28 protein-coding genes and 1 pseudogene are annotated in these 24,733 nt (G+C 45.6%); 14 read left to right on the plus strand and 15 right to left on the minus strand.

Annotated elements, in window-relative coordinates:
- The first annotated feature begins 8 nt into the window (after positions 1 to 8).
- The 3 genes from DW830_RS10010 to DW830_RS10020 are packed head-to-tail and all read left to right on the plus strand — an operon-like array spanning position 9 to position 3,762.
- Positions 9 to 1,601 (plus strand): glucosaminidase domain-containing protein, encoded by a 1,593-nt coding sequence (locus DW830_RS10010; RefSeq protein WP_119249787.1) that lies wholly within the window; start codon positions 9 to 11, stop codon positions 1,599 to 1,601.
- Between the two features lie 28 nt (positions 1,602 to 1,629).
- Entirely contained in the window at positions 1,630 to 2,244 is a 615-nt protein-coding gene (locus DW830_RS10015; protein ID WP_119249788.1) for a hypothetical protein, read from the plus strand.
- 9 nt (positions 2,245 to 2,253) lie between these two features.
- Positions 2,254 to 3,762, plus strand: coding sequence for a zincin-like metallopeptidase domain-containing protein (locus tag DW830_RS10020; RefSeq protein WP_199656109.1), 1,509 nt, complete (start codon positions 2,254 to 2,256; stop codon positions 3,760 to 3,762).
- Positions 3,763 to 4,317: 555 nt separating this feature from the next.
- On the opposite strand, the gene DW830_RS10025 is transcribed toward DW830_RS10020, so the two are convergent.
- The 12 genes from DW830_RS10025 to DW830_RS10080 form a co-directional block, all read right to left on the minus strand.
- Positions 4,318 to 5,322, minus strand: a complete 1,005-nt coding sequence (locus tag DW830_RS10025) for a type II toxin-antitoxin system HipA family toxin (RefSeq protein WP_119249790.1) — start codon at positions 5,320 to 5,322, stop codon at positions 4,318 to 4,320.
- Positions 5,319 to 5,648, minus strand: coding sequence for a HipA N-terminal domain-containing protein (locus tag DW830_RS10030; RefSeq protein WP_118119249.1), 330 nt, complete (start codon positions 5,646 to 5,648; stop codon positions 5,319 to 5,321). The genes DW830_RS10025 and DW830_RS10030 overlap by 4 nt, the downstream gene beginning before the upstream one ends.
- 12 nt (positions 5,649 to 5,660) lie before the next feature.
- Positions 5,661 to 5,861: a helix-turn-helix domain-containing protein gene (locus DW830_RS16580; protein ID WP_233544477.1), complete on the minus strand. Its 201-nt coding sequence runs from the start codon at positions 5,859 to 5,861 to the stop codon at positions 5,661 to 5,663.
- Positions 5,862 to 6,385: 524 nt separating this feature from the next.
- Positions 6,386 to 7,726, minus strand: a complete 1,341-nt coding sequence (locus DW830_RS10040) for an OmpA family protein (protein WP_119249791.1) — start codon at positions 7,724 to 7,726, stop codon at positions 6,386 to 6,388.
- Between the two features lie 49 nt (positions 7,727 to 7,775).
- Positions 7,776 to 9,233, minus strand: coding sequence for a MobV family relaxase (gene mobV, locus DW830_RS10045; protein WP_119249792.1), 1,458 nt, complete (start codon positions 9,231 to 9,233; stop codon positions 7,776 to 7,778).
- Between the two features lie 266 nt (positions 9,234 to 9,499).
- Entirely contained in the window at positions 9,500 to 9,778 is a 279-nt protein-coding gene (locus tag DW830_RS10050) for a hypothetical protein (RefSeq protein WP_119249793.1), read from the minus strand.
- Positions 9,775 to 10,413: a hypothetical protein gene (locus tag DW830_RS10055; protein ID WP_147487248.1), complete on the minus strand. Its 639-nt coding sequence runs from the start codon at positions 10,411 to 10,413 to the stop codon at positions 9,775 to 9,777. Before DW830_RS10055 ends, DW830_RS10050 begins: the two co-directional genes overlap by 4 nt.
- 58 nt (positions 10,414 to 10,471) lie before the next feature.
- Positions 10,472 to 10,969 (minus strand): hypothetical protein, encoded by a 498-nt coding sequence (locus DW830_RS10060; RefSeq protein ID WP_119249795.1) that lies wholly within the window; start codon positions 10,967 to 10,969, stop codon positions 10,472 to 10,474.
- A 13-nt stretch (positions 10,970 to 10,982) separates the two neighbouring features.
- On the minus strand, positions 10,983 to 11,393 hold the full coding sequence (locus DW830_RS10065; RefSeq protein WP_119249796.1) for a hypothetical protein: 411 nt from the start codon (positions 11,391 to 11,393) through the stop codon (positions 10,983 to 10,985).
- Positions 11,383 to 11,745: a hypothetical protein gene (locus DW830_RS10070; protein ID WP_119249797.1), complete on the minus strand. Its 363-nt coding sequence runs from the start codon at positions 11,743 to 11,745 to the stop codon at positions 11,383 to 11,385. Before DW830_RS10070 ends, DW830_RS10065 begins: the two co-directional genes overlap by 11 nt.
- A complete protein-coding gene (locus DW830_RS10075; RefSeq protein ID WP_118313279.1) occupies positions 11,746 to 12,201 on the minus strand; it encodes a hypothetical protein in 456 nt (151 codons plus the stop codon).
- 12 nt (positions 12,202 to 12,213) lie between these two features.
- Entirely contained in the window at positions 12,214 to 13,179 is a 966-nt protein-coding gene (locus DW830_RS10080; protein WP_119249798.1) for a hypothetical protein, read from the minus strand.
- 461 nt (positions 13,180 to 13,640) lie between these two features.
- Here DW830_RS10080 and DW830_RS10085 point away from each other — a divergent pair, with 461 nt between their 5' ends.
- The 11 genes and pseudogenes from DW830_RS10085 (at position 13,641) to DW830_RS10135 (ending at position 22,078) form a co-directional block, all read left to right on the plus strand.
- Positions 13,641 to 14,270, plus strand: a complete 630-nt coding sequence (locus DW830_RS10085; protein ID WP_119249799.1) for a recombinase family protein — start codon at positions 13,641 to 13,643, stop codon at positions 14,268 to 14,270.
- Between the two features lie 72 nt (positions 14,271 to 14,342).
- Positions 14,343 to 15,095: a YqiA/YcfP family alpha/beta fold hydrolase gene (locus tag DW830_RS10090; RefSeq protein WP_119249800.1), complete on the plus strand. Its 753-nt coding sequence runs from the start codon at positions 14,343 to 14,345 to the stop codon at positions 15,093 to 15,095.
- Positions 15,096 to 17,339, plus strand: coding sequence for an ATP-dependent RecD-like DNA helicase (locus DW830_RS10095; protein ID WP_119249801.1), 2,244 nt, complete (start codon positions 15,096 to 15,098; stop codon positions 17,337 to 17,339).
- A gap of 94 nt (positions 17,340 to 17,433) precedes the next feature.
- Positions 17,434 to 17,997 carry a flavin reductase family protein gene (locus DW830_RS10100; RefSeq protein WP_119249802.1) on the plus strand — a complete coding sequence of 188 codons (564 nt, stop codon included), beginning with the start codon at positions 17,434 to 17,436 and terminating at the stop codon, positions 17,995 to 17,997.
- A gap of 69 nt (positions 17,998 to 18,066) precedes the next feature.
- A pseudogene (locus tag DW830_RS10105) lies at positions 18,067 to 18,692 on the plus strand (type IV toxin-antitoxin system AbiEi family antitoxin domain-containing protein).
- The gene (locus tag DW830_RS10110; protein ID WP_119227934.1) at positions 18,689 to 19,357 is read left to right on the plus strand and encodes a hypothetical protein; all 669 of its coding nucleotides are present in this window, start codon (positions 18,689 to 18,691) and stop codon (positions 19,355 to 19,357) included. The pseudogene DW830_RS10105 and the gene DW830_RS10110 overlap by 4 nt, the downstream one beginning before the upstream one ends.
- 2 nt (positions 19,358 to 19,359) lie before the next feature.
- Entirely contained in the window at positions 19,360 to 19,875 is a 516-nt protein-coding gene (locus tag DW830_RS10115) for a pyridoxamine 5'-phosphate oxidase family protein (protein WP_119249803.1), read from the plus strand.
- A gap of 45 nt (positions 19,876 to 19,920) precedes the next feature.
- Entirely contained in the window at positions 19,921 to 20,601 is a 681-nt protein-coding gene (locus DW830_RS10120; RefSeq protein WP_119249804.1) for a DNA alkylation repair protein, read from the plus strand.
- Positions 20,602 to 20,603: 2 nt separating this feature from the next.
- Positions 20,604 to 21,044: a ribonuclease H gene (locus DW830_RS10125; protein WP_119249805.1), complete on the plus strand. Its 441-nt coding sequence runs from the start codon at positions 20,604 to 20,606 to the stop codon at positions 21,042 to 21,044.
- Positions 21,045 to 21,341: 297 nt separating this feature from the next.
- Positions 21,342 to 21,575, plus strand: coding sequence for a DUF3791 domain-containing protein (locus tag DW830_RS10130; RefSeq protein ID WP_006846555.1), 234 nt, complete (start codon positions 21,342 to 21,344; stop codon positions 21,573 to 21,575).
- Complete coding sequence (locus DW830_RS10135) at positions 21,572 to 22,078, plus strand: DUF3990 domain-containing protein (protein WP_118141131.1); 507 nt, start codon at positions 21,572 to 21,574, stop codon at positions 22,076 to 22,078. The genes DW830_RS10130 and DW830_RS10135 overlap by 4 nt, the downstream gene beginning before the upstream one ends.
- A 324-nt stretch (positions 22,079 to 22,402) precedes the next feature.
- Here DW830_RS10135 and DW830_RS10145 read toward each other — a convergent pair whose 3' ends face one another.
- The 3 genes from DW830_RS10145 to DW830_RS10155 form a co-directional block, all read right to left on the minus strand.
- On the minus strand, positions 22,403 to 23,245 hold the full coding sequence (locus tag DW830_RS10145) for an aldo/keto reductase (protein ID WP_119249806.1): 843 nt from the start codon (positions 23,243 to 23,245) through the stop codon (positions 22,403 to 22,405).
- A gap of 246 nt (positions 23,246 to 23,491) precedes the next feature.
- Positions 23,492 to 24,223, minus strand: coding sequence for an IS21-like element helper ATPase IstB (gene istB, locus DW830_RS10150; RefSeq protein ID WP_118201903.1), 732 nt, complete (start codon positions 24,221 to 24,223; stop codon positions 23,492 to 23,494).
- Positions 24,224 to 24,237: 14 nt separating this feature from the next.
- On the minus strand, positions 24,238 to 24,733 hold a 496-nt coding region (locus tag DW830_RS10155), incomplete at its 5' end, for a Mu transposase domain-containing protein (protein ID WP_410524514.1).

Below are 24,733 nucleotides of genomic sequence, written 5' to 3' on the forward strand. Positions count from 1 at the left end.
TAATCATCATGTCAAGGAATCAAGAATATGTAGAACAATATGCAGAGTATGCCATGGAGCAGATGCGCCGATATGGCATACCTGCTTCTGTTACCCTTGCACAAGGTATCTGCGAGAGTGCAAGCGGACAGAGCGAGTTGTCCCGAAAGGGAAACAATCATTTCGGCATCAAGGCAACTTCCGGTTGGGTTCAGAACGGAGGCAAGTACCTCGTATATACCGATGACCGTCCCAACGAGAAGTTCTGTCAATACGCTTCTGTTGGCGACTCATATGAGCATCATTCCCAGTTTCTGAAGGGAAACAAGAGATACAGCTCACTCTTCAAGCTATCCCCCGATGACTACAAGGGATGGACAAACGGACTTCAGAACTCCGGCTATGCCTCCAACAAGAAGTACGCTTCAAGTCTTCAAAGCATCATCGAGAAGAACAACCTGCAGAAGTATGACCAGATGGTCATGAAGGAGATGAAATCGCAAGGCAAATCCTTCGGTACCGAAGCCAATCCTCGTCAGCAAGGAGAACAAAGCAGCCAGAAAACGAGTGTTTCAAAGCCTACTGAGAGCGAAAAGTATTCCTATCCCTTGAAGAGAAACGAGTTTATGCTCGTCACCTCACCTTTCGGCATGAGAAAAGATCCGCTCAATCCGGCCAACACGCAAATGCACAAGGGCATCGACATTCAAGCCAAGCATGACAATGTACTGGCAACGGAAGACAAGGGCAAGGTCACTCAGGTCAACAACAATCCGAATACTGCAGGTGGTCTGTCAGTCACTGTAGAATACAACAGAAATGACGGCAGCAAGTATCAATGTACCTACATGCACCTGAGCAGCATTGCCGTCAAGACTGGCGATAATGTAAATGCCGGTCAGCGATTAGGCGTGACTGGCAATACGGGAACCAAAACCACTGGTGAGCATCTGCATTTTGGGGTGAAAAGCATCTCTGCGGATGGCAAGGCACGGAATATAGACCCAGCGGCATATCTTGCAGAAATCTCTCAAAAGGGAAACATCCAGTTGCAGACTCTCCACAACGGCAAGGACATCACCGCTCAGTACAAGGTTAGCAATCCTGTCTCACAAGGCGAAGTGACTGACACGGCACAAAGTCCAGAAGACTGGATGAAGAAGCTTCTGTCATCTGAGGACAGCGGAGTGAAAATGCCAGGCGATGACCCTGTCATTGAGATGGCTATGACCATGTTCACCTCTCTCATGGCACTTGCCCTGCAGATAGACAACAAGAGCGAAGAAGAGAAAATGCAGACTGTGACCGACTCGGTTGTCAGCAAGAGCATCGACCTCTCCTCGCTCCTTCCCTCTTATAAAGCCTGTTCCGTGAACATTCAGGATGGTAAGCCTTATCTCCATGTAGATAACGGAACCATTCAGTTTACAAGAGAAATGACCCAGGCAGAAATGACGAAGCTCCAGCAGACGCTCAGCAATGCCGATTTGAGCAATGATGACAAGCGAAGAGGTGTTGCCTCTATCATCCAGGCAGCGACAGTATCTCAGCAGATGTCACAGAACTATCAGAAAGGCGTTGACAATCAGCAGGACAGACAGGAATCTGTTCAAATCAAATAATGAAGTAAAACAATAAGCCAAGTTTATTATGATTAAATGTAACGTAACCGTATGCGGCACGGTGTGCCGCCAGGCACAGATGCGTGCCAACAAGGAAGGTAAGCAGTTTATCTCTTTTGGAATCAGCGTAGTTGTTCAAGCCAAGACCGGTATCAATAAGACTGTAGAAATCAGCGTAGCCAAGGATGGTGACAACCAGGCAGAACTGGTCAACTATCCATTAGGTTCCCGTATCGAGGTGGCAGGAGTTCTTCAATTCCATAAGAAAGGCGATGCGCTTTACCTCAATCTCTCGGCTTCGGGAGTGAATACATTCAATGCTGGAACCCAGGACGCAATCACCGGCACCATCGAGTTCAGAGGAACTATCGGTAAGCAGGTTGAGGTGAAGACTGACAAGAAGGGCAAGCCTTATACCCTATTCTCTGCCTACAGCAGCGAGAAAGACGGTGACAACTATGCCTACACCTGGATTCGTTTCATGCAGTTCGACACCACAAAGGCAGACTGGGTACAGGCAAAGGCAGGCATCAATGCCAAGGGTGATTTGCAGGTGGGAGCCTACAACGACCGCCTTGACCTTACTTGTCGTATCACCGAGCTTACTCCATGGGAGAAAAAAGCTGTATCCACCAACCAATAATGAATGATTATGGCTGATTACAAGAAATATAATACTGATGGCCGTAGCAGTGAAGACCGGGCTTTGGACAAGTTCGCCGAGATGATGATTGAGAAGATCAACACTTTGCAGAACGACTGGAAGAAGCCTTGGTTCACTGAAGGCTCCCTGACATGGCCAAAGAACCTGTCAGGACGTGAATACAATGGTATGAACGCCCTGATGCTCATCATGCACTGTGAGAAGCAGGGTTATAAGTTGCCTGTGTTCTGCACCTTCGACAGAGTGGCCGGTCTGAACTTCAATAAGGACAAGCAAGGAAAAAGACAGCAGGTTAAGGACAACAATGGTGAAGCTTTGCCCCAGGTGACAATCCTCAAAGGCGAGAAGAGTTTCCCTGTTTTCATCACGACTTTCACCGTTGTGAACAAGGAGACAAGAGAGAAAATCAAATACGATGACTACCGCCTGATGTCCGAGGAGCGACGCAAGGAGTATAACGTATATCCTAAATTGCAGGTTTACAATGTGTTTAATGTGGCGCAGACCAACTTGCAGGAGGCTCGTCCGGAACTCTATAAGAAGCTGGAGGCAGCTGCAGGAGTAAACAGACCTTTGAATCAGGGTGATGACTTCTCTTTCCCTGCCATGGATAAGATGATCAAGGAAAACGGATGGATCTGTCCTATCAAGCCTGTCTATGGCGACAATGCCTACTACAGCATTTCGAAGAATGAGATTGTCATTCCTGAGAAACGCCAGTTCAAGGATGGAGAGTCCTACTACACCAATCTCGGACATGAGATGGCTCACTCTACGGGGGCAGAGAACCATTTGGGCAGATTGAAACCTGCATCTTTCGGAAGCGCAGAATATGCCCGTGAGGAACTTGTTGCTGAACTGAGTGCCGCTCTGGTGGCCCAGCGTTTCGGTATGACCAAGCACTTGAAGGAAGACAGTGCCAGTTATCTGAAAAACTGGTTGGACAGTTTGAAAGAATCGCCTGAGTTCATCAAGACTACGCTTACCGATGTGAAGAAGGCTTCTCACATGATCAACCAGCATATCGATGCCATGCAGCAGAAAATAGACCAGGAACAAAGTCAAGAGGCTGAGCAGAAGCAGGAGAAAGCTCCAATGATGTATTACGCATCAGTGGCGTATCTCCAGACTACCGATGCTACAGACCGTCTCGACAAGTTCAAAAATGACGGCAACTACGATGCACTCCTTACTGAGGCTAAGGAATACGACCAGGGTGATGCTCCTGACCTCTCCAAAATCAATCTCTCACCAACTAAATACCGTGGCGATGACCTCCTTGTTGAGGATGAGCATTATGCTGTGGTATATAATCCGACTGTTGGAGGCACATACGATGTGATGCGCAAGGTAAGCGCAGAGGAAATCAAGGATAACATCATCCGCTACGGTCTCCCAGAGGATGCAACAGACGACGTAAAGGAAGTTGCCAAGCAAATGGAAAAAGAAGAGGTTGTTGCTCAGGAAGAAGAGCAACATTACCATCGAGGACGATAATTCATCCCATTCAAAAAAAGACAGTCACTTTGTTGGCTGTCTTTTTTGATGCAATAAATATGGGGAATTACTTTTAAGCAGTATTGTAAGAACAGCAATAAAAACGAGTGCCCTCCTACCGAATCTATAAAAATGTCACTCAATGTCCCCCAAGATGTCCCTCAAGATGTCACCCAAGGTTTCAATTAAGAAATTGCTTAATGAAAACGGTTTTGAAAACAGACAAGAATTACGCTAACAATCTGAAACACAAACGAATAAAAAAAACAACCCAATCAATATCGCTTGCAATTCTGTTTGCAGTTCCGTTTGCAGTTTCATTTTTAAAACAAAATCTGCAAACAGAAAAATACAACTGTCAGAGATAAATGTCCCTCAAATGTCACCCAAGATGTCACCCAATAACACGTTTTAGACAGATATGACCAACATATAATGATCTTGACTCAATAGCGTCCGCAGTGCGGACGTAATTCTCTGTAGGGCTTCCTAAATCTTTTCTTGGCTCAGGGGAGATTGTCCATGGATAGACACTTCTCCTAACCAAAATATTTCTCATTCTGATTTACGATTGAATCTCTGAATTCGTTCTTTGACTATTCGTAAATAGGTACGTTTCATCTTGTCATTCAAAAAAGAATTGTTGGTCAAACGCTCTACTTCGTCAGGCAAGACAGAAAAAGAGTCAAGAATCTTTTCTATACGCTTCTTCTTCAGACCGATAAGCTCGCCAAATCTCTCAAAGTCCAGACGGCATGGATGTCCTGTTCGCTCATACACATCACTTTTCTCCAGAGTCAGAGAAAGACCACCATTCAAGCCCAAGTCATCGCCCTCGATATGGAGACAGGTGTTCATCAGGTCATAGGCGGGAGCAAGCTGGTAATGCTCGCCAATTCTCATGATAGAGAAGTTTTTCAGATGGTCATCTCCATTACCGTAGATGTAATTGAATACAACCAACTTAAAGAAACGTTCCATGGCTATCATCCAGGCAGGAATATATCGTTTTATTGCATAGGCAATATCCTCGAAGCATCCATCATATTTGAAATAAGTACCTTGCTCAGCTTCATTCTTACCAACCAGAGAAGCGAAATCCTCCATGAGGAATTTGCTTCCGTCCTTGGCTATATCAAACCGCTTAGTGATATATACCATATCGCCATGAGGGGTAAAGCAAAGGCCGTTTTCTGCTGTAATGATACCATATACCTGTGAAGCTATCTGCATGGTAAGATGCTCGTTAGCAGGAATCTGCTTCCTGGTATAGAGTGTGTTGTCCCAAGGTGCCGGCTTCAGGATATAGCGAGAGCGTTCATCCGTCTGCGAGATTCTGATGATTCCATTCTCTATCACTGCAGGAAATTTCTCCTGAGCTCCAGATACGGAGATACGTCTCATGGCAATCATAGTCTCTGATGTCTTACTGATTTCATCTATTTCAAAATCAAGCAAATGCGACACTTTCTGACCATCAAACAGTTTTTTGCAAGCTGTAGGAGAGTAAGTGGAAAACCCATCTGCAAGGGTGGATGGGCAATGATTGAATTCTTTCATGATTCTACTTCTTTTACAGTTATTGCTCCTATCGTATCATGGGTTGCTATCTTCAGAAGAAGTCCAAAGAAATCCTTCTCATCCAAGCGCCAACTTCTGCAGACTATCTTTCTGTTTGCTCCTTCTGGAAGCATATTGGTAAAAACCGGGAATAGATAATCAGACTGATAAGGCTCTTCCCTGAAAGGCATGGTAAGTGAGACAGGATCATGGGTCCTATCCATCATATACTGCTTGTCGTATGTGAAGGTATAACCTCTGCCAGGAGTTGACTCCTCTAAGAGTCCTGCTTCTGTGTCGTGGCAATAAACGATAGCTTTTCTCATAACTTACTTTATTTAAACTGTTTGACGAATCTCATATTTAACCTCCATGCCAAGGATATCCATGATTTTTTCAACCGTCGATAGAGAAGGGTTTCCTTTACCGCTCTCTATTTGCTTGATGGTAGAAATGGCTATCTCAGACATGTCAGCAAGGTCTTGCTGGGTAATTCCCAAGGCCTTACGCTGCAATTTCATTACTTCTTGAATTTTCATATCAAGTAGTGCATTATATTGTACTTTTTGTGCAAAGATAAGAAATGTTTTTGGATTAAACAAGGAAAAGTATCATATAATGTTCTTTTTATGAAAAATTATAATTTCATGAGATTTTATTTTGGTAAGGAGAGGTGTCACTTGTAAAGTGAGGTTAAGATGAGATAAAGTGAGGTTAAGATGAGATAAAGTGAGGTTAAGATGAGATAAAGTGAGGTAAAGGTGAGGTAAAGAGAAAAGATGTAATGGCACTCAAAGTGGCACCCAAAGTGGCACCCAAGATACCCAAGATACCCAAGATGATACTGAAGATGATACTCAAATGATACCCAAGAATAAATAACTGCCATCCAGTACAATTCAGTATCTTCCTAAAACAAAATTAGGGAGTTTACTCATCTCGAGCAAACTCCCCATGGTGTATGAGAGAAGAATTTTAGTGCTTTTACTCAAAAGCTACATTCAGTATATATTATGTATATATGTGTACATGTATTCACGTATTCATGAATACACGTTTCAGCCTATTTCAGCAAGACAACGGTTGTGAAACGGTTTGCCTCATTCGCCGCATATTTGTCTATACCGCCTAAGTTGTAGGCTTTAATCTGGCTCTTATCTACACCTCGCTTGATGAGTGCCTTGGCTATGAACTTGGCACGTCGCTTACCCAAATCCTGGTTGCCGGACTGAGTACCTGTAGCACTATCGGCTGCACCGGATATTTTAATCTTCAGATTTTCCTGCTTGGCCATCTTCGCAATGTCGTCGAGGTTCACAAGCTGTGACTTGTCAACCAATTTATCAGTGTTGAGCTTGAAGAAGAAATACACCGGAACACCGATGCTTACTTTCAGGTGGTCAGAAGATGAAAGGGAATCTGAGCGATAACCATCAGCATTACCTGCCATGTTGCCATCACCGCTGCCCATTGCACCCTGATTACTGTTGCCATTCATCGAAAGTCGGGCACGGAGGGAATTGAGACCGCTGTAGCTGTTTTTCGGATAGACGGTTTTGCCATCATCATTTCCTGCGAGTCGCTTTTCCAGATGAGCATTCCTATCCCTCATGTAGGCTATGTGGTCCTGAAGGGCGAGATTCTGCTCGATGTAAGGAGTTGCATCCACTACTCGCTTCCACCCCGTCTTGCCTATCGTGAAGGACAGACCGGCTAAAACGGAAATCATGTTGTCGCCAAACCTGGTTGAAGTTCCGATGCCGTCAAAGTTCCTGGCGGTCAGCATTCCACTCACCTCTCCTACGAGATGAACTCGGTCGCTGATGCGGTAACGGGCTTCCACGCCATAGGTGAAGGCAAACGGATGACTGCCACTTGAACCGCCCTGACAGGTACAGTTGTTGATCCAGTCGGAATTATGAATCATGCCGACACCTACGAAGGGAATCACATCCCAAAGAGGGATTCCGCTTTCGTTCTGACGGATGCCAGAGGTGATGTTGTACAGAAAGTCTGCATGGACAAACTGATACTTCATCGTATGGAACTCTGCATTCTTGAAGCTGAGTCCCTGAAATCCTATTCGTCCACCGATTGCGGGCGTGAACCATTTGCCGACTCCTATCTGCAAGAGAGGAGTGACACGGTCGAACACGTCACCGCAACCAATGGGCGTCCCAAGAAAAGCTGAAGCCCCGCCCTTTGCTTCTATAAACCAATTTCTACCCCAGTTGGCTGCTTCGCTTACATGCTTGAGATATGTAGGATTAACAGGCATGAGCATCTGCTCCTGACTGTATAATTTCTGGATATAAAGACTGTCAGAACCCTGTCCGGCAGTTTGTGCCGAAGCTGTCATTGCAGCCAGGCACATCATTGTTATTGATAATATTTTCTTTCTCATGTTGTTGTCTTTGATGATTGATTACTTGCGTAAACAAATGAGCATAGTGTTACATCTTCTTTCTTCTTCCGACGGACGGAGCGCACATCTTTCGTGCCATTGCCAGGCATCTTCTTGCCCACTCCCTATCGTCTTCATCCGGTCGTTTGCCCCATCCTGAGCCAGGGCTGCCGCCTCCACCTCCATGCGTCTGAGCGATGGTCGTTGCATCATCCACGAAACCGCACACGAGGTTTAAGGCTACCTTGACAACATGGTTTCCGTCTTCTGCCAACTGGCAGAGAAGCGTGCCGTCGAAGTCGAGTTTCACGCTGTCAGGGAGATTCGGGAAGCGAATAGCAAACTCATGTGCCATGGTGTCGAGCATCACTCCGTTGAGATGGTAGCTCATGTTGTGAGCCCAGGAAAGTTCAGACTGATTGGCTTTGTCTTCCAGTTCACTCGCCTGCTTCTCAATCTCTTCTTTGTCCTTGCGGAGGGTGTCAAGCAACTGGTTGGTCTCTGAAAGTTTCTTCTCCTTGTCTGCCAGTTTATCTTCCACCAAAGCCTTCTGCTGTTCAAGGCTCTGAATCTTACGAGCGATGTCGGCACTGATGCTGTCGCTGTTGGCTTGCAAGGTTCTCAGCGGTTTGAGTTCAGCTTCGAGGCGGTCGATTTCAGCCTTCAGATTCTCTATCATAGAGGTAAAGGATTTCTGCTTCTTCTGGGCGATGGAGAGTTCCACGTTCAGATCTTCGAGGGCTTTCCGGGTGTTCAGCATCTGGGCTTCGAGCGTCACGCACTCGTTGGCAAGCCATCGTCGATACTCTTCCGTTGAACGGTGACGTGCTCCTGTCTCTGATATCGACACCCCTCTCGTGAGTCCCCATTTCTCATTGACCTTGGCCAGTTCATCGTGCAGGGCAAGAAGATAGTTCTTGTAATCTATGCGGTTCTGACCATGGAAGATCTTCTTGAAGGCGAACCTCTTATCCTTGTCTATCGGCAGAAGCGCACAGTGGACGTGCGGATTTTTCTCATCGCAGTGGACGATGAAGGAGACGATGTTTTCCTCTCCATATTTATCTGCCACAAAGCGGAAGATGTCCTGTGCCCACTTTTCTATTTCTGGCATTCGCCGGATATGCTCGTTGCCACCCTTGCTTTCAAAATCTACCTCTTGATTACCAAAGGCAAGCTCTCGCATACGTTCCGTTGAACCGCCGAAGATGAAATTCACCACGGTTCGGAAACGTGGTTCTGCCAGTCCTTCGTTGGGGTCTTTGATGCCACGTGAGGCGAGATTTTCTGCCATGCGTCTGGTAAGTGGACGGCTCTTGTCTATCGGGGCGACAATGCCACCTGGACGGATCTCGAAGTTAAGATGCTCACGGCTACGGTCGTAGTTGCCTTCACGCATGGCCTGGTTCCATCCCTTCTCCGTCCAGTCTCTCAACTCCTCGTTGCCTACCGAAGCAAGACCTTTGGTAACCTTGATGTCCATGACCTGTTTTGATGATGTTCCCATATCGTTTTCTTTGCTATAGTCCTTACTCCAGGAGCCTTTTTCAGTCTTGGCAACACCAGGAAATCTGACCCAGCTTGCTGTTTATCTGGTCAGCCCTCCCGACTACTTCAGTAGGTCGGGGTATTAGGCTTCCCAAGACTGAAAAAAAGTGGCACGTGCAAGCACGCTGCCTCACGTTGCTTGAAATCATTCAGCGATGTGCTAACGGGCGTGCTGATCGCCATCAACGTGCCTCGCATGGAATAAGGAGAATATGACTGTTGTTTTTAATCGTCGGAAGATTCCGCAGGCGCTACCTTTTCGGATGGCTCCCTGGCCTCAGTAAGAGGACGAGGGGGATTCACATAGTAGTTGGAAGCGGAGCAGCAGATGTAGTGCTCGAAGATGCAATCCAGGAGTACTATCTCCGCTTTCGAGTATCGGGTTGCCACTTCGTCCATATAACTCGGCTTGGTGTTGCCACTGATGGCTTTAGCCAGAATGCCAAGAGAATCGATCACTTTGTGCCAGTCCCAGACATGGTCTTTTCCGAAGAGCAGGCTCACGGAATCTGAAAGTTCCTCAGGCAGTTCTTTCTCCTGATTGAGATAACGGAGGATGGAAACTGCCAGTGATCAAACACCTGGGCTTGCTGGTTGAGTACACGCCTGGCAGGAATGCCGCCATATCCTTCCTGCTTGGCCATGTTCATCTTCAAGTCGTAATAACGGCTGTAGGAATCGGCTACTTCCCTGGCGGTGGCTCTGCCTTTGATGAAGCGGATGAACTGCATGGCGCAGAAGTCGAGGATGTCGTCCGGACTCTCGATAAGAAGAGAGAGACGTTGCTCCAGGTTGACAGAGAAGATGAAGCTCTTGGAGTATGGCTCTACGGAAAGCTGACCAAGTTTGGTGAGTCCAGAGATAAACTGGCGAACCGTGGCACACTGCCATTGCCACTGACGGGCAAGTTCGGAAATGGTGGCAACAAACTGACCGGGCAACAGCTGTAGGGCTACATCGGTTCCCGGAGACTGATAGGCTCCTGAGGATGCTTTCGAAAGCAGGTCGCAGTAGGCTTCCAGCTTGCTGTAACGTTCCTCTGCTTTCGGCTTCAGAAACTCCAGCAACGAACGGTCAACACCTCTGCATCTGTCTGCTTCGGGTGTCTGTTGATTGTGATGATGAGTCATTTGAGTCATTTTTGATTTTGGAATGTTGAGCAAGTGGATATTGTATTGTGCCAGTTGTAAGTGGCATCTAATAGTAATTTTTGATAATCAGCGCAAGCAGATCCTTCGGGTTGTTGATGACCTCAGGATGGCTCTTCAGCTGAAGAACTCTTTCAGATGGATAGAACACTGCTGCCACGCTGACGGTAAAGAGGAATAGGGACATGCTGTTCATATAAGGTAAGGCGTAGCAAACCATCGAGAGCAGCAAGGTGGCGAACCACAGTCTTTTCCTCTCATGCAAAAGATGGAAGGTGCTTTCTGCGATTTTCCTGTTAAGAAGCACCAGGGTCAGGAGTGTTGACACTACGACAGAGAGATTGGGAGCCGTGACATGGCAACACCAGTTGATGAAGATAAGCATCAGCACGACCAGGTAGGCATAGAGATTTCTTGCGCTCTGAAACATGGTCATCTTCCACATAAACCGCTTCATGAATCCATATTCCTTCCTGTAAAGACAGAAGAATGCTGTCAGCAGGAGGAAGGGGAAAGCAAGCCGGATGAGGGTTAATATCTGTATCATATATTCATTTATTTTACTTGTTATTACCTTTGTCGAGTGATTCGAGTCGCTCGGCAATTCTGTTGTTTAACTGGATGTTATAACTGGGCGACATCTGGTCTATTGTCGGGTCTTTCGCCAGTTCTTCATCAGCCTCGATGAGAAGACGGAGATAGAGATCCACATTGGAATTGTGGTCTAACTTCGCCGTTGGAACGGCTGCCGATGTATTAACACTTGTATCTATCGGCTGCATCGTATCAGGGTCGATGTCATCTGGAAGCTGATAAGCCGTCTGAATGCTTCGCATTACGAAGATGCAGAAGACTATCATCAGTCCGACAATCGCCTTGGCCATGATGTTTAAATCAAAGAGCATCAGAACAAGCACCATTACCAGGATGGCTATTATATAGAATGTATATACTTTTCGTTTAGTACTCATAATCGCTTAATTCAAGTTTGATGATTCCGAAGGATGCTTTCTCTATAATGTATTCGACATCACGCCGGGTGAGAGTGCCCTTCTCTACTCTACCCTTGGCGCTTGGATCTTTTTTACAAAGAGCTGCCAGACCCTGGTTCAAGTCGTATTCATTGATTTTCCAGGTTCGCTTCTTTCTGAAAGAGTAATGATCCCTGTAACTCTGGAGCGAGAGTCCCTTGTAAAACAGGGTCTTCAACACCCCATCCTGCAGGATTCTCATCTCTACCAGCAGTTCCGTATCTTTAACTATTATCCATGTTCTGTATCTTTGTATGATGTCTGCAATCAGGTAATACGTCTGTTTGTTCATCTAGAGACCGCAGTTGAAATCATTCATGATCTGTACGTGTTCTCGCTTTGCCTTGAACGTGCCACGACGCTCGTGCAGACGGAGGTCTTCGAAAAGATCTGCCGACATGAGTTCGATGGAGTTGTAGATTGTCACATTCAACTCGTGGATGAGTCCATCGGCGGAAGTCTTGCAGTTGATCTTGAACATCCTTTCGGTGACCGGATAGCAGTAGGCGCAGCATTCATGTCCGAACACCGTATGGACTGATGGCTCCAGATGGTAGAGAATGGCAAGGTCGGCATTCATTTCGAACATATCAATCACCTTGTCTATAGGCTGTGGGATATGAACTTCGTAGGGAAGAATGGCATAATCTTCATATGCCTTTATCTCGCCAATCCAATAATTGTCAATCAGCTCTGGCAACAGCATGGGGCCGGATGCCTTGAATTTGTAGATAGCTTCCTGTAACATGATAATGAAAGATTAGAGGGTTGATATGTAAAGACGCATCAGCTGGACTGGAATCTTGTTGGACACTTCCTTGTTGACAAGGTGCTTGCCTTCAAGTCTCGTAATGATGGCAGGATAATCCTTGGCGATGTCCGTCATCAGCTGAGCCTGCTCCGGGGTGAGCATGGTAATGGCAAGCGCATCCATCGAGAGATAAGGCTGCAATATCATCCAGAGATAGGCATTGGCTTGGATGGCATCTTTGATTTTTCCTCGCTTCAAAGCGTCACGGCAAACTTGGGCGTTGAGAATCAGACGGCGGTCTGTTCGCATCGACATGAGAACGAGGGTCTCAGAAGCAGGGAGCTTGTTCCTGGAAGCAGACTTGTAGATGGCAGAGCAGATGTCTGCCGTATGGTTCGTGATTTCCGTCATTCCGATGGATGAGCATTCGTCGATATGGGCGAGGAACGTGCGGAAATGGCGGTCTTCTTCATGCAGGAACGCCACGAGTTCCTTTCTTGACTTGATGCCATGCGACTTAGTGCTCAGCAGGAACTTGGAGTAGTTGGCCAAGGCTCTATGAACTTCCAGGTCATAGGCAGGCGATTTGTCCAAGGTGGCGAAGAACTTTAAGGCATTTTCCTTCAAAGAGCCGAGTTCCTTGTTGTCCTTATATAAAGAGGTGTGGAGCTTCACATAAGCCACATCGCTCAAAGTGCAGTTGCCAGTCATCGCCAGAAGTTCTGTGCGGATGGAGTCTGAAATCAGATCATACTTCATGGAAAGCCCACTGTGCGCATTGAACGAAGGATCCTTCCTGATGTAGTTCAAGACGGTGTCGCCATACTCGTGCCACTGGTTGATGAAGCCTGCAAGGTGCTCAGAATCAGAGTCTGAATACCCTTTTATCGTCTGAAAGAAAGTCTGGTATTGTTTCAACGCATCTTCAGAAGACTTGAAATCATATTGACGACTTCCACTGCATGAGGTAATCATGAGTAAGGCACATAAAAAAAAGCAAGTGAAAGAATAAACTCTGCTGAGTTGTTTTTCTTTCACTTGCTTTACTTTCTTTCATTTGGTTTTTGAGACCTGTTGCTGAAGAGTTACCGAGGCAACCGACAAAACTGTTCAACTGTACTGTATTCCTATTATCCATTGGCATGTAATTGAAAATTTTGCGTGCAAAGATACAGATAAAATTCCACATTAACGACACTACAATCAGACTTTATGTTATTTTATGTTTCATACTCTTTGCAGTATGATTATTGAAGATGCGCTCCTAATTTATAAATTAGGTTAAATCAAGTCTGCTGAACCAACAAAACCAGGCAGTATGAATCCATTTCTGAATATAATTCGTATCTTTGCAGAAAAATCGTGCCTGAGCAGGTGTTATCCTGCCGTAAAAAGGCGCATAACTATCAAGTTATCAGTCAATAAAACATTTTGATATGGCAAAAGTAGGCTACATCATGGCTACATCCCAGTATGACAAACTGGAAGAAGACCGCAAATGGATGAACGAGTTCGGTTGTGTAAGAATCATCGAAGAAAGTGATGATAACGAACGCCACAGACCGCTGTGGAAACAACTGATGGCAGCATTGCAAAGAGGAGATGAACTGGTGATTCCGAAATTTTCCAACGCCTTGCGTGGCAGTCGTGAACTGGCAATATTCCTGGAATTCTGCCGGGTCAAGGTCATTCGCATCATCAGCATCCACGACCGGATTGACTCCAGCAACATCCTGTTTCCGGAAACCAAGCCATCTGACGTGTTGGTAATGATGGGTTCCCTGCCCGACGAAGTCCTTGCTCTCAGGAAATCAGCAGAGCATGTAATCAAGCTGCAGGAGAAGATGATTGTGTCCCTGCCTCCTGTTTCTGCCAGCAAGATGCAGAAGCTCGACAGAGAGAAGACTGTAGTGAACCTCTATGTTGCAGGACATCCGATTGATGAAATCTGGAGAGCCAGCGGATTCAGAAGCAGAAGTTCCGTATTCCGCATTCTCAACAAGCACGGAATCAAGCTCAACAGAGGCAACCACTCCGGACCAATCAAGAGAAGAGACACAAAGTAAACAAGACATTGAAGATTAGAGCATGAAGAAGATATTATCCTACACGGATTCTTCGCCACGGGCAGCTGTCCGATGGCGAGAGCCTTGAAAGAGGCGTTTGAGGGGACGGCGGTGGTGCTGACTCCCGACCTGCCATTGCACCCCAAGGAGGCACTGAAGGAGATTCGCTCCATCATCGACCGGGAACAGCCCGACTTGCTTCTGGGCAACAGCTGCGGCTCTTTCCTCGCCCAGATGCTGGCTCCGGTGGTGGGCATTCCTGCCCTGCTCGGCAATCCGTATTTCATGATGACGGAGTTTCTGAAGGAACGAATCGGCGAGCATGAATACAAGGCACCGAGAAGGGACGGCAATCAGCGGCTTGTGATTGACGAGGCGCTGATTGGGGAGTTTGCGGAACTGGAAGCCGTGCAGTTCGACCATTGCAACCCCTATTATAAGGATCGTGTGTGGGGACTTTTTGGTGAGCAGGACACCCTGGCTCACTTCTCCCCTCTCTTCCTGGAACATTACAACCAAGCCTTCCATTTCCCTGGCGGTCATACGCCTACTGAGCAGGAGGTGAAGACCTGGTACGCTCCCCTTGCCCAGAAAATGCTGATGGAGTTTTCGGCAAAGGAAGAAAGATATTTCCAGCACTTTAAGGGCGGCAAATACAAGTTCATACATTCTGCCTTCGACTCCGAAACACAGGAGCGCATGGTGGTTTATCAGGCTCTCTATGGAGACCAAGCCTATTGGGTAAGACCGGAAAATATGTTCTTCGGGAAAGTTACGAGGGACGGCAGAACTTTTAATCGTTTCACAGAGATAGACATAAAATAAATGACAAAGATACGTTGCGTAGTAGAACACATTACCTACCAAAATCAGGAGAATGGATATTCCGTGATGAGGGTTAAGGTCAAGGATTATTCAGACCTTGTTACCTTGGTGGGCAATCTGCTGGATGTACCAGTGGGTGCTGTACTATTGTGTAATGGTGACTGGAAAGTCGATAAGCGATACGGACGTCAATTCGTATGCGAGACGTGGGAAGAAGTGATGCCTGCAACTGTATATGGCATAGAGAAATATTTAGGAAGCGGACTGGTGAAAGGCATTGGTCCGAAGTATGCTCATCTGATAGTTGAGAGGTTCGGTACTGATACCATCGAGGTAATTGAAGATGACATCGAACGACTATATGAAGTGGCTGGCATCGGTAAGAAGCGTGTAGAGAAAATCCGAGACAGTTGGGAGAAACAGAAGGACATCAAGAATGTAATGATCTTCCTGCAACAATACGGAGTAAGTACCGCTTATGCCGCCAAAATATATCGCCAGTACGGGAAGGAAAGCATCAACAACGTGAAAGAGAATCCTTATCGCCTTGCAGATGATATTTGGGGCATCGGATTTAAAACTGCTGATGGTATTGCCTCTAAGATGGGCTACGAGAAAAACGATTTGAGACGTTGCAAAAGTGGTATAGGTTACACTTTGAATGAACTTTCCAACGAAGGACATGTATATGCTATAGAAGAGCAGCTTATAGAAGCTGCCAAGAAACTGCTTGAAGCAGACGAAGAACCTATCAGACAAGCCATTTCAGAGATGATTGCTTCGGAAGATCTCATCCGTGAGAATGAAGCTATATATCTGCCTCCATTCTATCATTCTGAACGTGGAACGGCAAAGAAACTCTTGACCTTAATAAAAAGTCAAGGAGCAAATAACCTCGGATTAAAGGCTGATATTAAAGCCATTGAAAAGGTCTCTGGTATAGAATATGACGAGGTTCAGATTGCTGCCATCCAACAAGCGGTTCGCTCGAAAGTGATGGTACTGACTGGCGGTCCTGGGACAGGTAAGACCACAACTACGCAAGGTATCATTGCTGCGTATAAAACGGCAGGAATGAGGATTTTGCTTGCAGCACCTACTGGCCGTGCGTCCAAGCGAATGAGCGAAGCTACCAATATGGAAGCCAAGACCATTCATAGACTATTGGAGTTTAATCCACAAGATGGTTACAAGCGAAATGAGGAGAACCCACTGGAAGGTGATGCGCTGATTGTGGATGAGTGTTCCATGATTGACATCATATTGATGTATAATCTAATGAAGGCTATTCCCGAACACATGCGCTTGGTGCTTGTGGGTGATATTGACCAGTTGCCAAGTGTTGGAGCTGGCAATGTTTTGCGTGACATTATTGACTCCGAGAAGATTCCCGTAGTTCGACTAACCCGCATCTTCCGGCAAGCTCAATCCAGCAGAATCGTCATGAGTGCCCATGCCATCAACCAAGGGCATTATCCAGATACGAGCAACGGCAAGCAGACCGACTTCTTCTTCATCAAAAATGAAGACCCGGAACAAGTGGCTGAAGAAATAGTAAAACTTGTGAAGTATCGCTTGCCAAAGGCTTACAATCAGCCTTTAAGCAACATCCAGGTACTTACGCCGATGCAAAGAAGTGTGGTAGGTGCAGCCAACCTGAACATGATGCTACAGCAAGCACTCAATACAACTACATTGGGCATAAGCCGTGGTGGTACAACCTATAAGTTGGGCGACCGTGTGATGCAAATACGTAACAATTACGACAAGAATGTGTACAATGGTGACATCGGAACTGTAGAAAAAGTCAACATAGAAGACCGCACACTATGTGTCAACTTTGACAACAATCTGGTGGAATATGAAGCAACGGAGCTTGATGAGCTAACATTGGCCTATGCTTCTACCATTCATAAATCGCAAGGTTCAGAATATCCGATCGTGGTAATCCCAGTTTTGATGACTCATTTTGTGATGCTTCAGCGCAACCTCATCTATACAGGCATTACGAGAGCTAAAAAAATCTGTGTGCTTATCGGCCAGCCCAAAGCTCTCGCTTATGCAATACGTAATCTGACGGTAATCAACAGAAACACCAAATTGAAAGAACGACTGCGTGGAGAGATAGAAGCGAACAATGATTCTGGTCTCCACATCAGCAGTAGATACATACTTCCTGAGGAACAGCCAATGATGGCTGCGGAACCAGAGCCAAATCCAGACATTAGAAGTAATATCAAATGATCATATATATAGTAAGACTCAGACAAACTGCAGAGAACCTGCAAATGATTCAACAAGGACATTTAAAATAATAACAATATAAAGTACGAAGTATATGAAAAGTTTTGCACCAAAGCCGTGGTTTGCACCACAGCCTGTGCTGATTATCGGCACATATAATAAGGAAGGAGTTGCCAACGCAATGAACGCTGCTTGGGCAGGACAGTGGGACATGAAGGAGATTATGATCTCGATGGGAAATCACGTCACCACAGACAACCTGAAGCATGGCGGCGAGTTTACCGTTGCCTTCGCTACCAAGAAAACCATGGTGGCTTCTGATTTCGTGGGCATTGTTTCTGCCAAGAACGACCCGAAGAAGATGGAGAAGACGGGCTGGAATATCGAAAAGGCGACTATGGTCAACGCTCCTGTGTTCACCGATTTCCCGATGACCCTGGAGTGCCGCATCAAGGAGAAGTATGACGAAAGCGAAACCGGCTATTATCTCGTTGCTGAAATCGTCAATATTCTTGTAGATGAGAAGTATCTGGCAGAAGACGGAAATCCAGACATGGAGAAGATGGAGCTGATTGTCTTCGACCCTATTCATCATAGCTATATCCAGTTGGGCGAGAAAGTCGGTAACGCTTTCTCCGACGGCAAGGCTTTGAAATAATAGTCAAAAACAGAACAGAAAAGCAAGAAAAAGTTCGTTTTCTATTCCAAATTTTACTATTTTTGCACCATGATAATGGATTTAGAACATATAGGTAACATACCAGTCAGTACTTCAGCTATAGCTTCATTGTTTACAAACATTGAAGCAGGGAATCAGAAAGTACGCAGTCTTGAGGCGGCTCATAAAATTATCCGACTCAAGAAGGGGCTTTATGTGGTAGCCCCAAATGTGTCTCGTGTTGCTCTATCCACAGAACTGATAGCCAATCATCTTTATGCTCCTTCGTATGTGTCTATGCAGACAGCCTTACGTTATTATGGATTAATACCAGAAGCTGTTTATACTACTCAGTCTATGACACTAAAGCACTCCCGTAGTTTTGATACTCCTGTCGGGCGTTTTGAGTATAAGAACATGTCAAGAGAAGCCTTTTCAATAGGGATTACAAGCATCAATATGCAAAGTTACGCCTTTCTGATGGCAACACCAGAAAAAGCTCTCTGTGACTTAATCGCAAATCTCCGAAGGTTAATTTACGTTACCTGAAGGATGTAGAGAACTATTTGGAGGAGGACATCCGAATGGAAATAGATGATTTCAGGAATATGGACATAAGTATATTTGAGCGATATGCTCAGGTTGGAAAAAAGTCTAAATCCATAGAAACTCTAATTAAATATTTAAGGAAATGAATTTTCCAGAAATATATTCAGCAACAGGCATGATGGAGCTGATTCAGAAGATCGGCTTCCTCCCCCTCCTTGATAGCGGCATTGAAGGCTTCTATGCCGAAGACATCGTGGCGGAAGACTGCGGTTACGTAAGACTTCCTGAAGGCGGTTGGGACTGGCCGCTATGGAAATGGAAGGGCGAGATTGTGCAGGAAATGCCATGTATGTACGGAAAGTTCTTCAACAAGAAAGCAGGATTCATCAGCCAGAAATGGTGGCCGGACTTCTGTAACTACAGAAGAAGCAAATACCCTCGCCCAGATGATGAATCAATAGAAGGAGCCATTCTCTGCACGCTTCAATCTACCGGTAGTCTCATCACAAGAGAACTTCGGGCAGCCTGCGGTTTTACAGGAAAAGGAATGAGAAGCAAGTTTGACGGTTATCTCACCCGACTGGAAATGGCGACTTACATCGTGACCGAGGATTTCATCTATCCTCGTGACAAGCACAATCACGAATATGGCTGGGGTTGGTCGCTGCTGAATACTCCCGAAGATCTCTATGGCAGGGAGGCTTGCCAATGCAACCGAACTCCCCAGGAATCTTATCAGAGGATTTTCGAACATCTGAAAGAAATCCTGCCTGATGCTTCGGATAAACAGATTATTAAATTAATTGGATAAAAATGAGAAAGGAATCAAGAGCAATGGATAGCCAATGGGCATTGGAAGTAATGCACAAGGCTCCGTATATAACTGTAAGTTTCATTGACGAAGACGGCAAACCTTACGGCTTACCGCTGTCACTCGCATCAGATGATGATGTGAATTGGTATTTTCATGGTGCCTTGGAAGGCAAGAAACTGGAGGCAATCAAGGCTCATCCCGAGGTTTGCCTTTCAGCCGTAACCCATTGTGCGCCTACGGTTGGTCCGAAGGACGGCAGTTTCACCCTGCAATTCAAATCAGCCATTGCATTCGGTAAGGCAGAAATCGTGACCGTGGATGCAGAGAAGATTCATGGTCTCCGACTAATCTGTGAGCGTTTCCTTCCTAAACACATGGATGCATTCGACCAGAGCATCGCCCGTTCCTTGTCACGCACGGCTGTAGTTCGCATCACACTTACTGAGCCACCAACCGGCAAGCGCAAGCAGTATGATAAGGAGGGCGTGGAAATGAAATATGGCAGAATGGAATAAAGAGGCAATTGCTCCTTCTATGTTGCATTATAAAACAAAGAATTTATGACTTTACTTCAAGAAAGACTGTTCGCCATGCAGGATAAGCAGTATGCTGCTTTCCAAGCCAAACTGACACCGGGAGTGCCTTTGGAAAGTTTCATAGGCATTCGTGTGCCTGTGCTCCGCAAGTTCACAAAAGAATTTACAAAGGAGAAAGAATGCGAGGATTTCCTTCAGCAGCTTCCTCACGAATACTACGATGAGAACATGCTTCACGGACTCCTCATCTCCGAGGTGAAAGACTACGAAGAGTGCATTCGTCTGACAGACAGCTTCCTGCCATTCGTGGACAACTGGGCAGTTTGCGACATCATGTCTCCGAAGGTGTTTGCCAAACACAAGGAGGAGTTACTGACGAAAATCAAGACTTGGAGTAAATCATCACACGTCTATACTTGTCGCTTTGGAATAGAGACACTTATGTCTCATTACCTAGATAAAGACTTCAAGGCTGAATATCTTGAAATTCCTGCATCAGTAAGGAGCGAAGAGTATTACGTAAAAATGATGGCAGCCTGGTTCTTTGCCACAGCCCTTGCCAAGCAATGGGACGCAACAATCCCCTACATCGAGCAACGCCGCCTTGCTCCCTGGACGCACAACAAGACAATCCAGAAGGCAATCGAGAGCTACAGAATCACTCCCGAGCAGAAGGAATATCTGCGGACGTTGAAGATAAAATAATTATGACACAAGATACTTCTACATATTACGTTTGGATAGGTGGTTCATGTGATTATGGCCATAAAGAGCGAGCTGGTGGTGCTGCCGTTGTGATTGAGCATAACGGCAATATCATCAGCCGTGATGTAATCAGCGACCTTCACACTACAGAGTTCCGCATGATGTTAACCCTCATGGTTAAGGTAATGCAGGAAATACCGGAAGGTTCCGACATTCTCTTCCTGACCAACGCTGCCTATATTCAGAACTTTGACAAGACTCCAACGGCTAAATCTGCCAATCCGGACTTGATCATTCAATGCATCGAGGAAAAGAAAAGGCACAACTCTGTCGGGGTCAAGATTGTGCAATATCACAAAAGCCCATTGCTTATAGAGACCCATGATAGGGCTACAGAAGTAATGGCTAAGACAAGGAAGGAGTTTCATCAGAAAAACAAATAAATGTTTAGGGGCGTTTTCCGGTCATTAAGGTCACGGTCATTAAGGTCATTAAGGATTTCTGGTTATTCAAGATGCCATCAACAACCCTCTAGCATATAAATAAGGTTAAATCAAGTTCGTCCTGCAAACAAAATTCATTCATTAAATCACTTTTCTGAATATTTTTTGTATTTTTGCAGATATATAGTGCCAATATGGGGTTGAACTTGGCTTATCCCATAGATTCAGGCGCATATCTATCAAATGATTAGAGCATGAAGAAACAATAAAGAATACAAAATAAACGGAATACAGAATATGGCATATACAGACAACGATACATACAGACATATTCACTTCGCCGTTATGGCAATAGAGAGTGGAGCACGGAAATTGGGCATTTCCGGAAAGGAGATGCACGACCGCCTGCTGAAACAGGGACTGATTCATCGTAGGCTGATTAAACGGTATGAAGACCTTCATACCCAAAGCCTTGACTGGGTGGCAGACGACATTAGTGAAACTTTATTAAACTGGGAGAAAGAAGTATGATAACACTATATCATGGCTCTTATATACAAGTTGGTAAACCACTTGTAAAATTAGGAAGAAAGAAGGTGGACTTTGGGCAAGGTTTCTACCTTACCAAATTGCGCCAACAGGCTTCCTCATGGGCAAAAACTATTGCAGAGAGAAAAGGACGCAACGCCCTACCGACTTTATCTATATATTCATTTGATTATGACGCAGTAAAGAATAAGGATTATCGCATTAAAATCTTCGACAGTTACAACCTTGAATGGCTGGAATATGTTGTAGATTGCCGCAAAGGAGGTACAAAGCAAACCATGTATGACATCGTGGAAGGTGGTGTTGCCAACGATAATGTCATTGATACAGTAGAAGACTACGAGAACAATGTCATTACAGCCGAGCAAGCCCTAGGACAATTGAAATACAAGGCTGTAAATCATCAACTCTGCATATTGAACCAAGAGATTGTTGACAACTATCTGTCGTTTATTTCGTCAGAACAAATAGAAAAGGAGGATTGACTATGAGGGATTCTGTATTATGGCGCAAACAAAGCCGAATAATAATGATGCTGGCAGAAACTCTGCATATTGATGCAGAAAGGCACTCAACTTGTTTTACACTACTAAGGTGTACCAGCAACTGTCTGACCCGAAATATGGTTTACAGCTTATGAGCGATGATTATATTCTTGAAAATCTCATAGAAGAACTGAGGGAAACTCAATAACTTCAAAAATGGAGGCTTAATGTAAGAAGTTACGGAGAATATGAATTATCTCCGTAACTTTTTACATTTTCATCTTATATGTTTTTGGGAGCATTTCACTCCAAAACTATACAGTATTAGAAGTCACATGTATCTGGGTCTGAACCAATTCTGTCAGTTTTCAGCGATGCGATTTCAAGCATTTCCTGCTGAGAGAGTTCAAAGTCGAATACATCGAAGTTTTCCTTGATTCGGCTTGGAGTAACCGACTTCACCAATGGCAGCACGCCTGTCTGCATCACCCAGCGGATGACTACCTGGGCCACGCTCTTGCCATGGTTAGAAGCAATCGACTTCAAGAGAGGATTGTCAAAGACATTGCCTCTTCCCAATGGGCTCCATGCTTCCACGAGAATGTTGTTCTTCTGGCAGAACTCCACGCACTCCTTCTGAGTGAATCCAGGATGATACTCTATCTGGTCAACCATCGGACAGATGTTTGCCTTCGCCATTACTGGCTCTGCATGATGCTGCATGAAGTTGGAAAGACCGATGCTGCGAATCAAGCCCTCTTCATGAAGACGCTCCATCGCTTTCCAGGTCTCTACATTCAGCTGATTTGCATCCTTGCCAAACTGCAACTCGTTGGCTGGCCAGTGAATGAGATAGAGGTCTAGATAATCAAGCCCTAAATCGCTCAAAGTCTTGTCAAACGCCTTCAAGGTCTTGTCGTAGCCACGCTCTGTGTTCCAAACCTTGCTGGTAACAAAGAGATTCTCACGCTTGATTCCACTTTCCTTGATTCCCTCGCCCACGCTCTTCTCATTTTTATAGATAGCAGCAGTGTCGATGTGGGTGTAGCCTGCAGCGATGGCAGCTTTCACAGCTTCAACGCAGGTTGCTCCATCAGGAGTAAGAAACGTTCCGAAGCCCGGTGTAGGAATCTTCACTCCATTATTCAATAATATTTCCTTTTCCATAATTAAACTAATCTTTTAAATTTCAACTATTCTTTTGACGGTGCAAAGTTACTGACTTTTTCGCATAACAAAGTTCTGTATATTTGCATTATCATAGAGTATCTTTGCAATTTTTGACGATAGCGCTGTATCGGTACCAAGCGTAGCGGTGTAATCGGTACCATGCTATCACTGCAATCGGTACCGCTTGTATCGCTGCAAGCGGTACCAAGATTTCAGTTCTGCTTTTCAATTTGCAAAGGTAATTTATTTTTTCAATTTCTGGCGCATAGAATCGCCTTTTAACTCTATTTTACTTGCATTTGCCACCAAACGGTCCATAATGGCATCTGCCAAGGTAGGATCACCTATGTAATCATACCATTTGGCAATGGGAAGCTGTGAGGCGATAATGACGGACTTTCTTTCGTATCTCTCTTCTAGGATTTGAAGCATTGCGAGTCTGGTCTTGTCATCCATTGGCTGCAACCCGAAGTCATCCCATATGAGCAAGTCATACTTTTCCAGATTGGTTATCATCCTCAGGTACGACCCATCCAGCTTGCTGAGTGCAACTTTCTCCACAAAGCTGTTCATATTGAGATAGAGAGTTCTGTAGCCTAGCATGCAAGCCTGTCTTCCAAGGGCACAGGCAAGGAAGGATTTTCCGCAGCCGCACTTTCCTTGTATGAGCAAGTTCTCATGTCTGCGTATGAAGGCACAGTCGGCAATGGCGGCAAGGTCATCCTTGGTGAAGTTGCGGTCTGTTCCACAGATGACATCCTCTAAGAGTGCCGTATATCTAAGCTTGCTGATTTTTAGATACATGGCGGTCTTTCGATCTCGTCTGTCCTGCACCTCTGCATCCACCATCTTGGAGATGGCGACTTCCAGGGATGGGCGGTTCTGTACAGGAAGGCTGGTCATGGCCTCGAAGGAGGATGACATACCTCTGAGTTTCAACTCGTTGAGTTGTATGATGGTTTCTTGTAAGTTCATGTTACTATATATGTTTAAATGTTCATAAATGCCTCCGCGCCTCTCACATAGTCGTTCTGTGGCACATTTGAGACTGTTTCTTCCCCGTCAACTTGGTCAAGGTTCTTCTCCAATACGTTGCGGATGGTCGTGTAGGTGATGGATGAACAACCTGCCAGACGCTTGCAGGCCTTCTCCAGGCGCTCCTTGCCATACTTGCGCTTGAGAGACAGGACTCCTTGGCAGGACTTGTACGACTGCTCGACATGCTTCGTGCGATTGAGGATGGATTGGACTGCGGAAGTGGTGTTGCTGCCAACCAATGCTGCCTCCTCCAGAAAATAGGCGGCGTTATATCCCTGTCCGTGCTTGTAGGCAAGATGTTTGTCTGGCATATGCTCGTCAAGCGTGCTGTATCCAGATCCTTGGCGACGCTGATGGATGGCTATGCGAGAACTCCCGGAGTAAACCTCCACGGTATCTAAGTCCCACAGTACGCTCACCTTTTGCCCGACATACTGGTATGGCACG

Origin of the sequence: Prevotella sp. AM34-19LB, assembly GCF_003468525.1 — a bacterium.
In the GTDB taxonomy this organism is placed as follows: Bacteria; Bacteroidota; Bacteroidia; order Bacteroidales; family Bacteroidaceae; genus Prevotella.

Excerpts from the sequence above, each read along its gene's own strand:
- DW830_RS10010 (WP_119249787.1), top strand. The coding sequence starts at position 9 with ATGTCAAGGAATCAAGAATATGTAGAACAATATGCAGAGTATGCCATG.
- DW830_RS10015 (WP_119249788.1), top strand. The coding sequence starts at position 1,630 with ATGATTAAATGTAACGTAACCGTATGCGGCACGGTGTGCCGCCAGGCA.
- DW830_RS10020 (WP_199656109.1), top strand. The coding sequence starts at position 2,254 with ATGGCTGATTACAAGAAATATAATACTGATGGCCGTAGCAGTGAAGAC.
- DW830_RS10025 (WP_119249790.1), bottom strand. The coding sequence starts at position 5,322 with ATGAAAGAATTCAATCATTGCCCATCCACCCTTGCAGATGGGTTTTCC.
- DW830_RS10030 (WP_118119249.1), bottom strand. The coding sequence starts at position 5,648 with ATGAGAAAAGCTATCGTTTATTGCCACGACACAGAAGCAGGACTCTTA.
- DW830_RS16580 (WP_233544477.1), bottom strand. The coding sequence starts at position 5,861 with ATGAAAATTCAAGAAGTAATGAAATTGCAGCGTAAGGCCTTGGGAATT.
- DW830_RS10040 (WP_119249791.1), bottom strand. The coding sequence starts at position 7,726 with ATGAGAAAGAAAATATTATCAATAACAATGATGTGCCTGGCTGCAATG.
- mobV (WP_119249792.1), bottom strand. The coding sequence starts at position 9,233 with ATGGGAACATCATCAAAACAGGTCATGGACATCAAGGTTACCAAAGGT.
- DW830_RS10055 (WP_147487248.1), bottom strand. The coding sequence starts at position 10,413 with ATGACTCAAATGACTCATCATCACAATCAACAGACACCCGAAGCAGAC.
- DW830_RS10060 (WP_119249795.1), bottom strand. The coding sequence starts at position 10,969 with ATGATACAGATATTAACCCTCATCCGGCTTGCTTTCCCCTTCCTCCTG.
- DW830_RS10065 (WP_119249796.1), bottom strand. The coding sequence starts at position 11,393 with ATGAGTACTAAACGAAAAGTATATACATTCTATATAATAGCCATCCTG.
- DW830_RS10070 (WP_119249797.1), bottom strand. The coding sequence starts at position 11,745 with ATGAACAAACAGACGTATTACCTGATTGCAGACATCATACAAAGATAC.
- DW830_RS10075 (WP_118313279.1), bottom strand. The coding sequence starts at position 12,201 with ATGTTACAGGAAGCTATCTACAAATTCAAGGCATCCGGCCCCATGCTG.
- DW830_RS10080 (WP_119249798.1), bottom strand. The coding sequence starts at position 13,179 with ATGATTACCTCATGCAGTGGAAGTCGTCAATATGATTTCAAGTCTTCT.
- DW830_RS10085 (WP_119249799.1), top strand. The coding sequence starts at position 13,641 with ATGGCAAAAGTAGGCTACATCATGGCTACATCCCAGTATGACAAACTG.
- DW830_RS10090 (WP_119249800.1), top strand. The coding sequence starts at position 14,343 with ATGGCGAGAGCCTTGAAAGAGGCGTTTGAGGGGACGGCGGTGGTGCTG.
- DW830_RS10095 (WP_119249801.1), top strand. The coding sequence starts at position 15,096 with ATGACAAAGATACGTTGCGTAGTAGAACACATTACCTACCAAAATCAG.
- DW830_RS10100 (WP_119249802.1), top strand. The coding sequence starts at position 17,434 with ATGAAAAGTTTTGCACCAAAGCCGTGGTTTGCACCACAGCCTGTGCTG.
- DW830_RS10110 (WP_119227934.1), top strand. The coding sequence starts at position 18,689 with ATGAATTTTCCAGAAATATATTCAGCAACAGGCATGATGGAGCTGATT.
- DW830_RS10115 (WP_119249803.1), top strand. The coding sequence starts at position 19,360 with ATGAGAAAGGAATCAAGAGCAATGGATAGCCAATGGGCATTGGAAGTA.
- DW830_RS10120 (WP_119249804.1), top strand. The coding sequence starts at position 19,921 with ATGACTTTACTTCAAGAAAGACTGTTCGCCATGCAGGATAAGCAGTAT.
- DW830_RS10125 (WP_119249805.1), top strand. The coding sequence starts at position 20,604 with ATGACACAAGATACTTCTACATATTACGTTTGGATAGGTGGTTCATGT.
- DW830_RS10130 (WP_006846555.1), top strand. The coding sequence starts at position 21,342 with ATGGCATATACAGACAACGATACATACAGACATATTCACTTCGCCGTT.
- DW830_RS10135 (WP_118141131.1), top strand. The coding sequence starts at position 21,572 with ATGATAACACTATATCATGGCTCTTATATACAAGTTGGTAAACCACTT.
- DW830_RS10145 (WP_119249806.1), bottom strand. The coding sequence starts at position 23,245 with ATGGAAAAGGAAATATTATTGAATAATGGAGTGAAGATTCCTACACCG.
- istB (WP_118201903.1), bottom strand. The coding sequence starts at position 24,223 with ATGAACTTACAAGAAACCATCATACAACTCAACGAGTTGAAACTCAGA.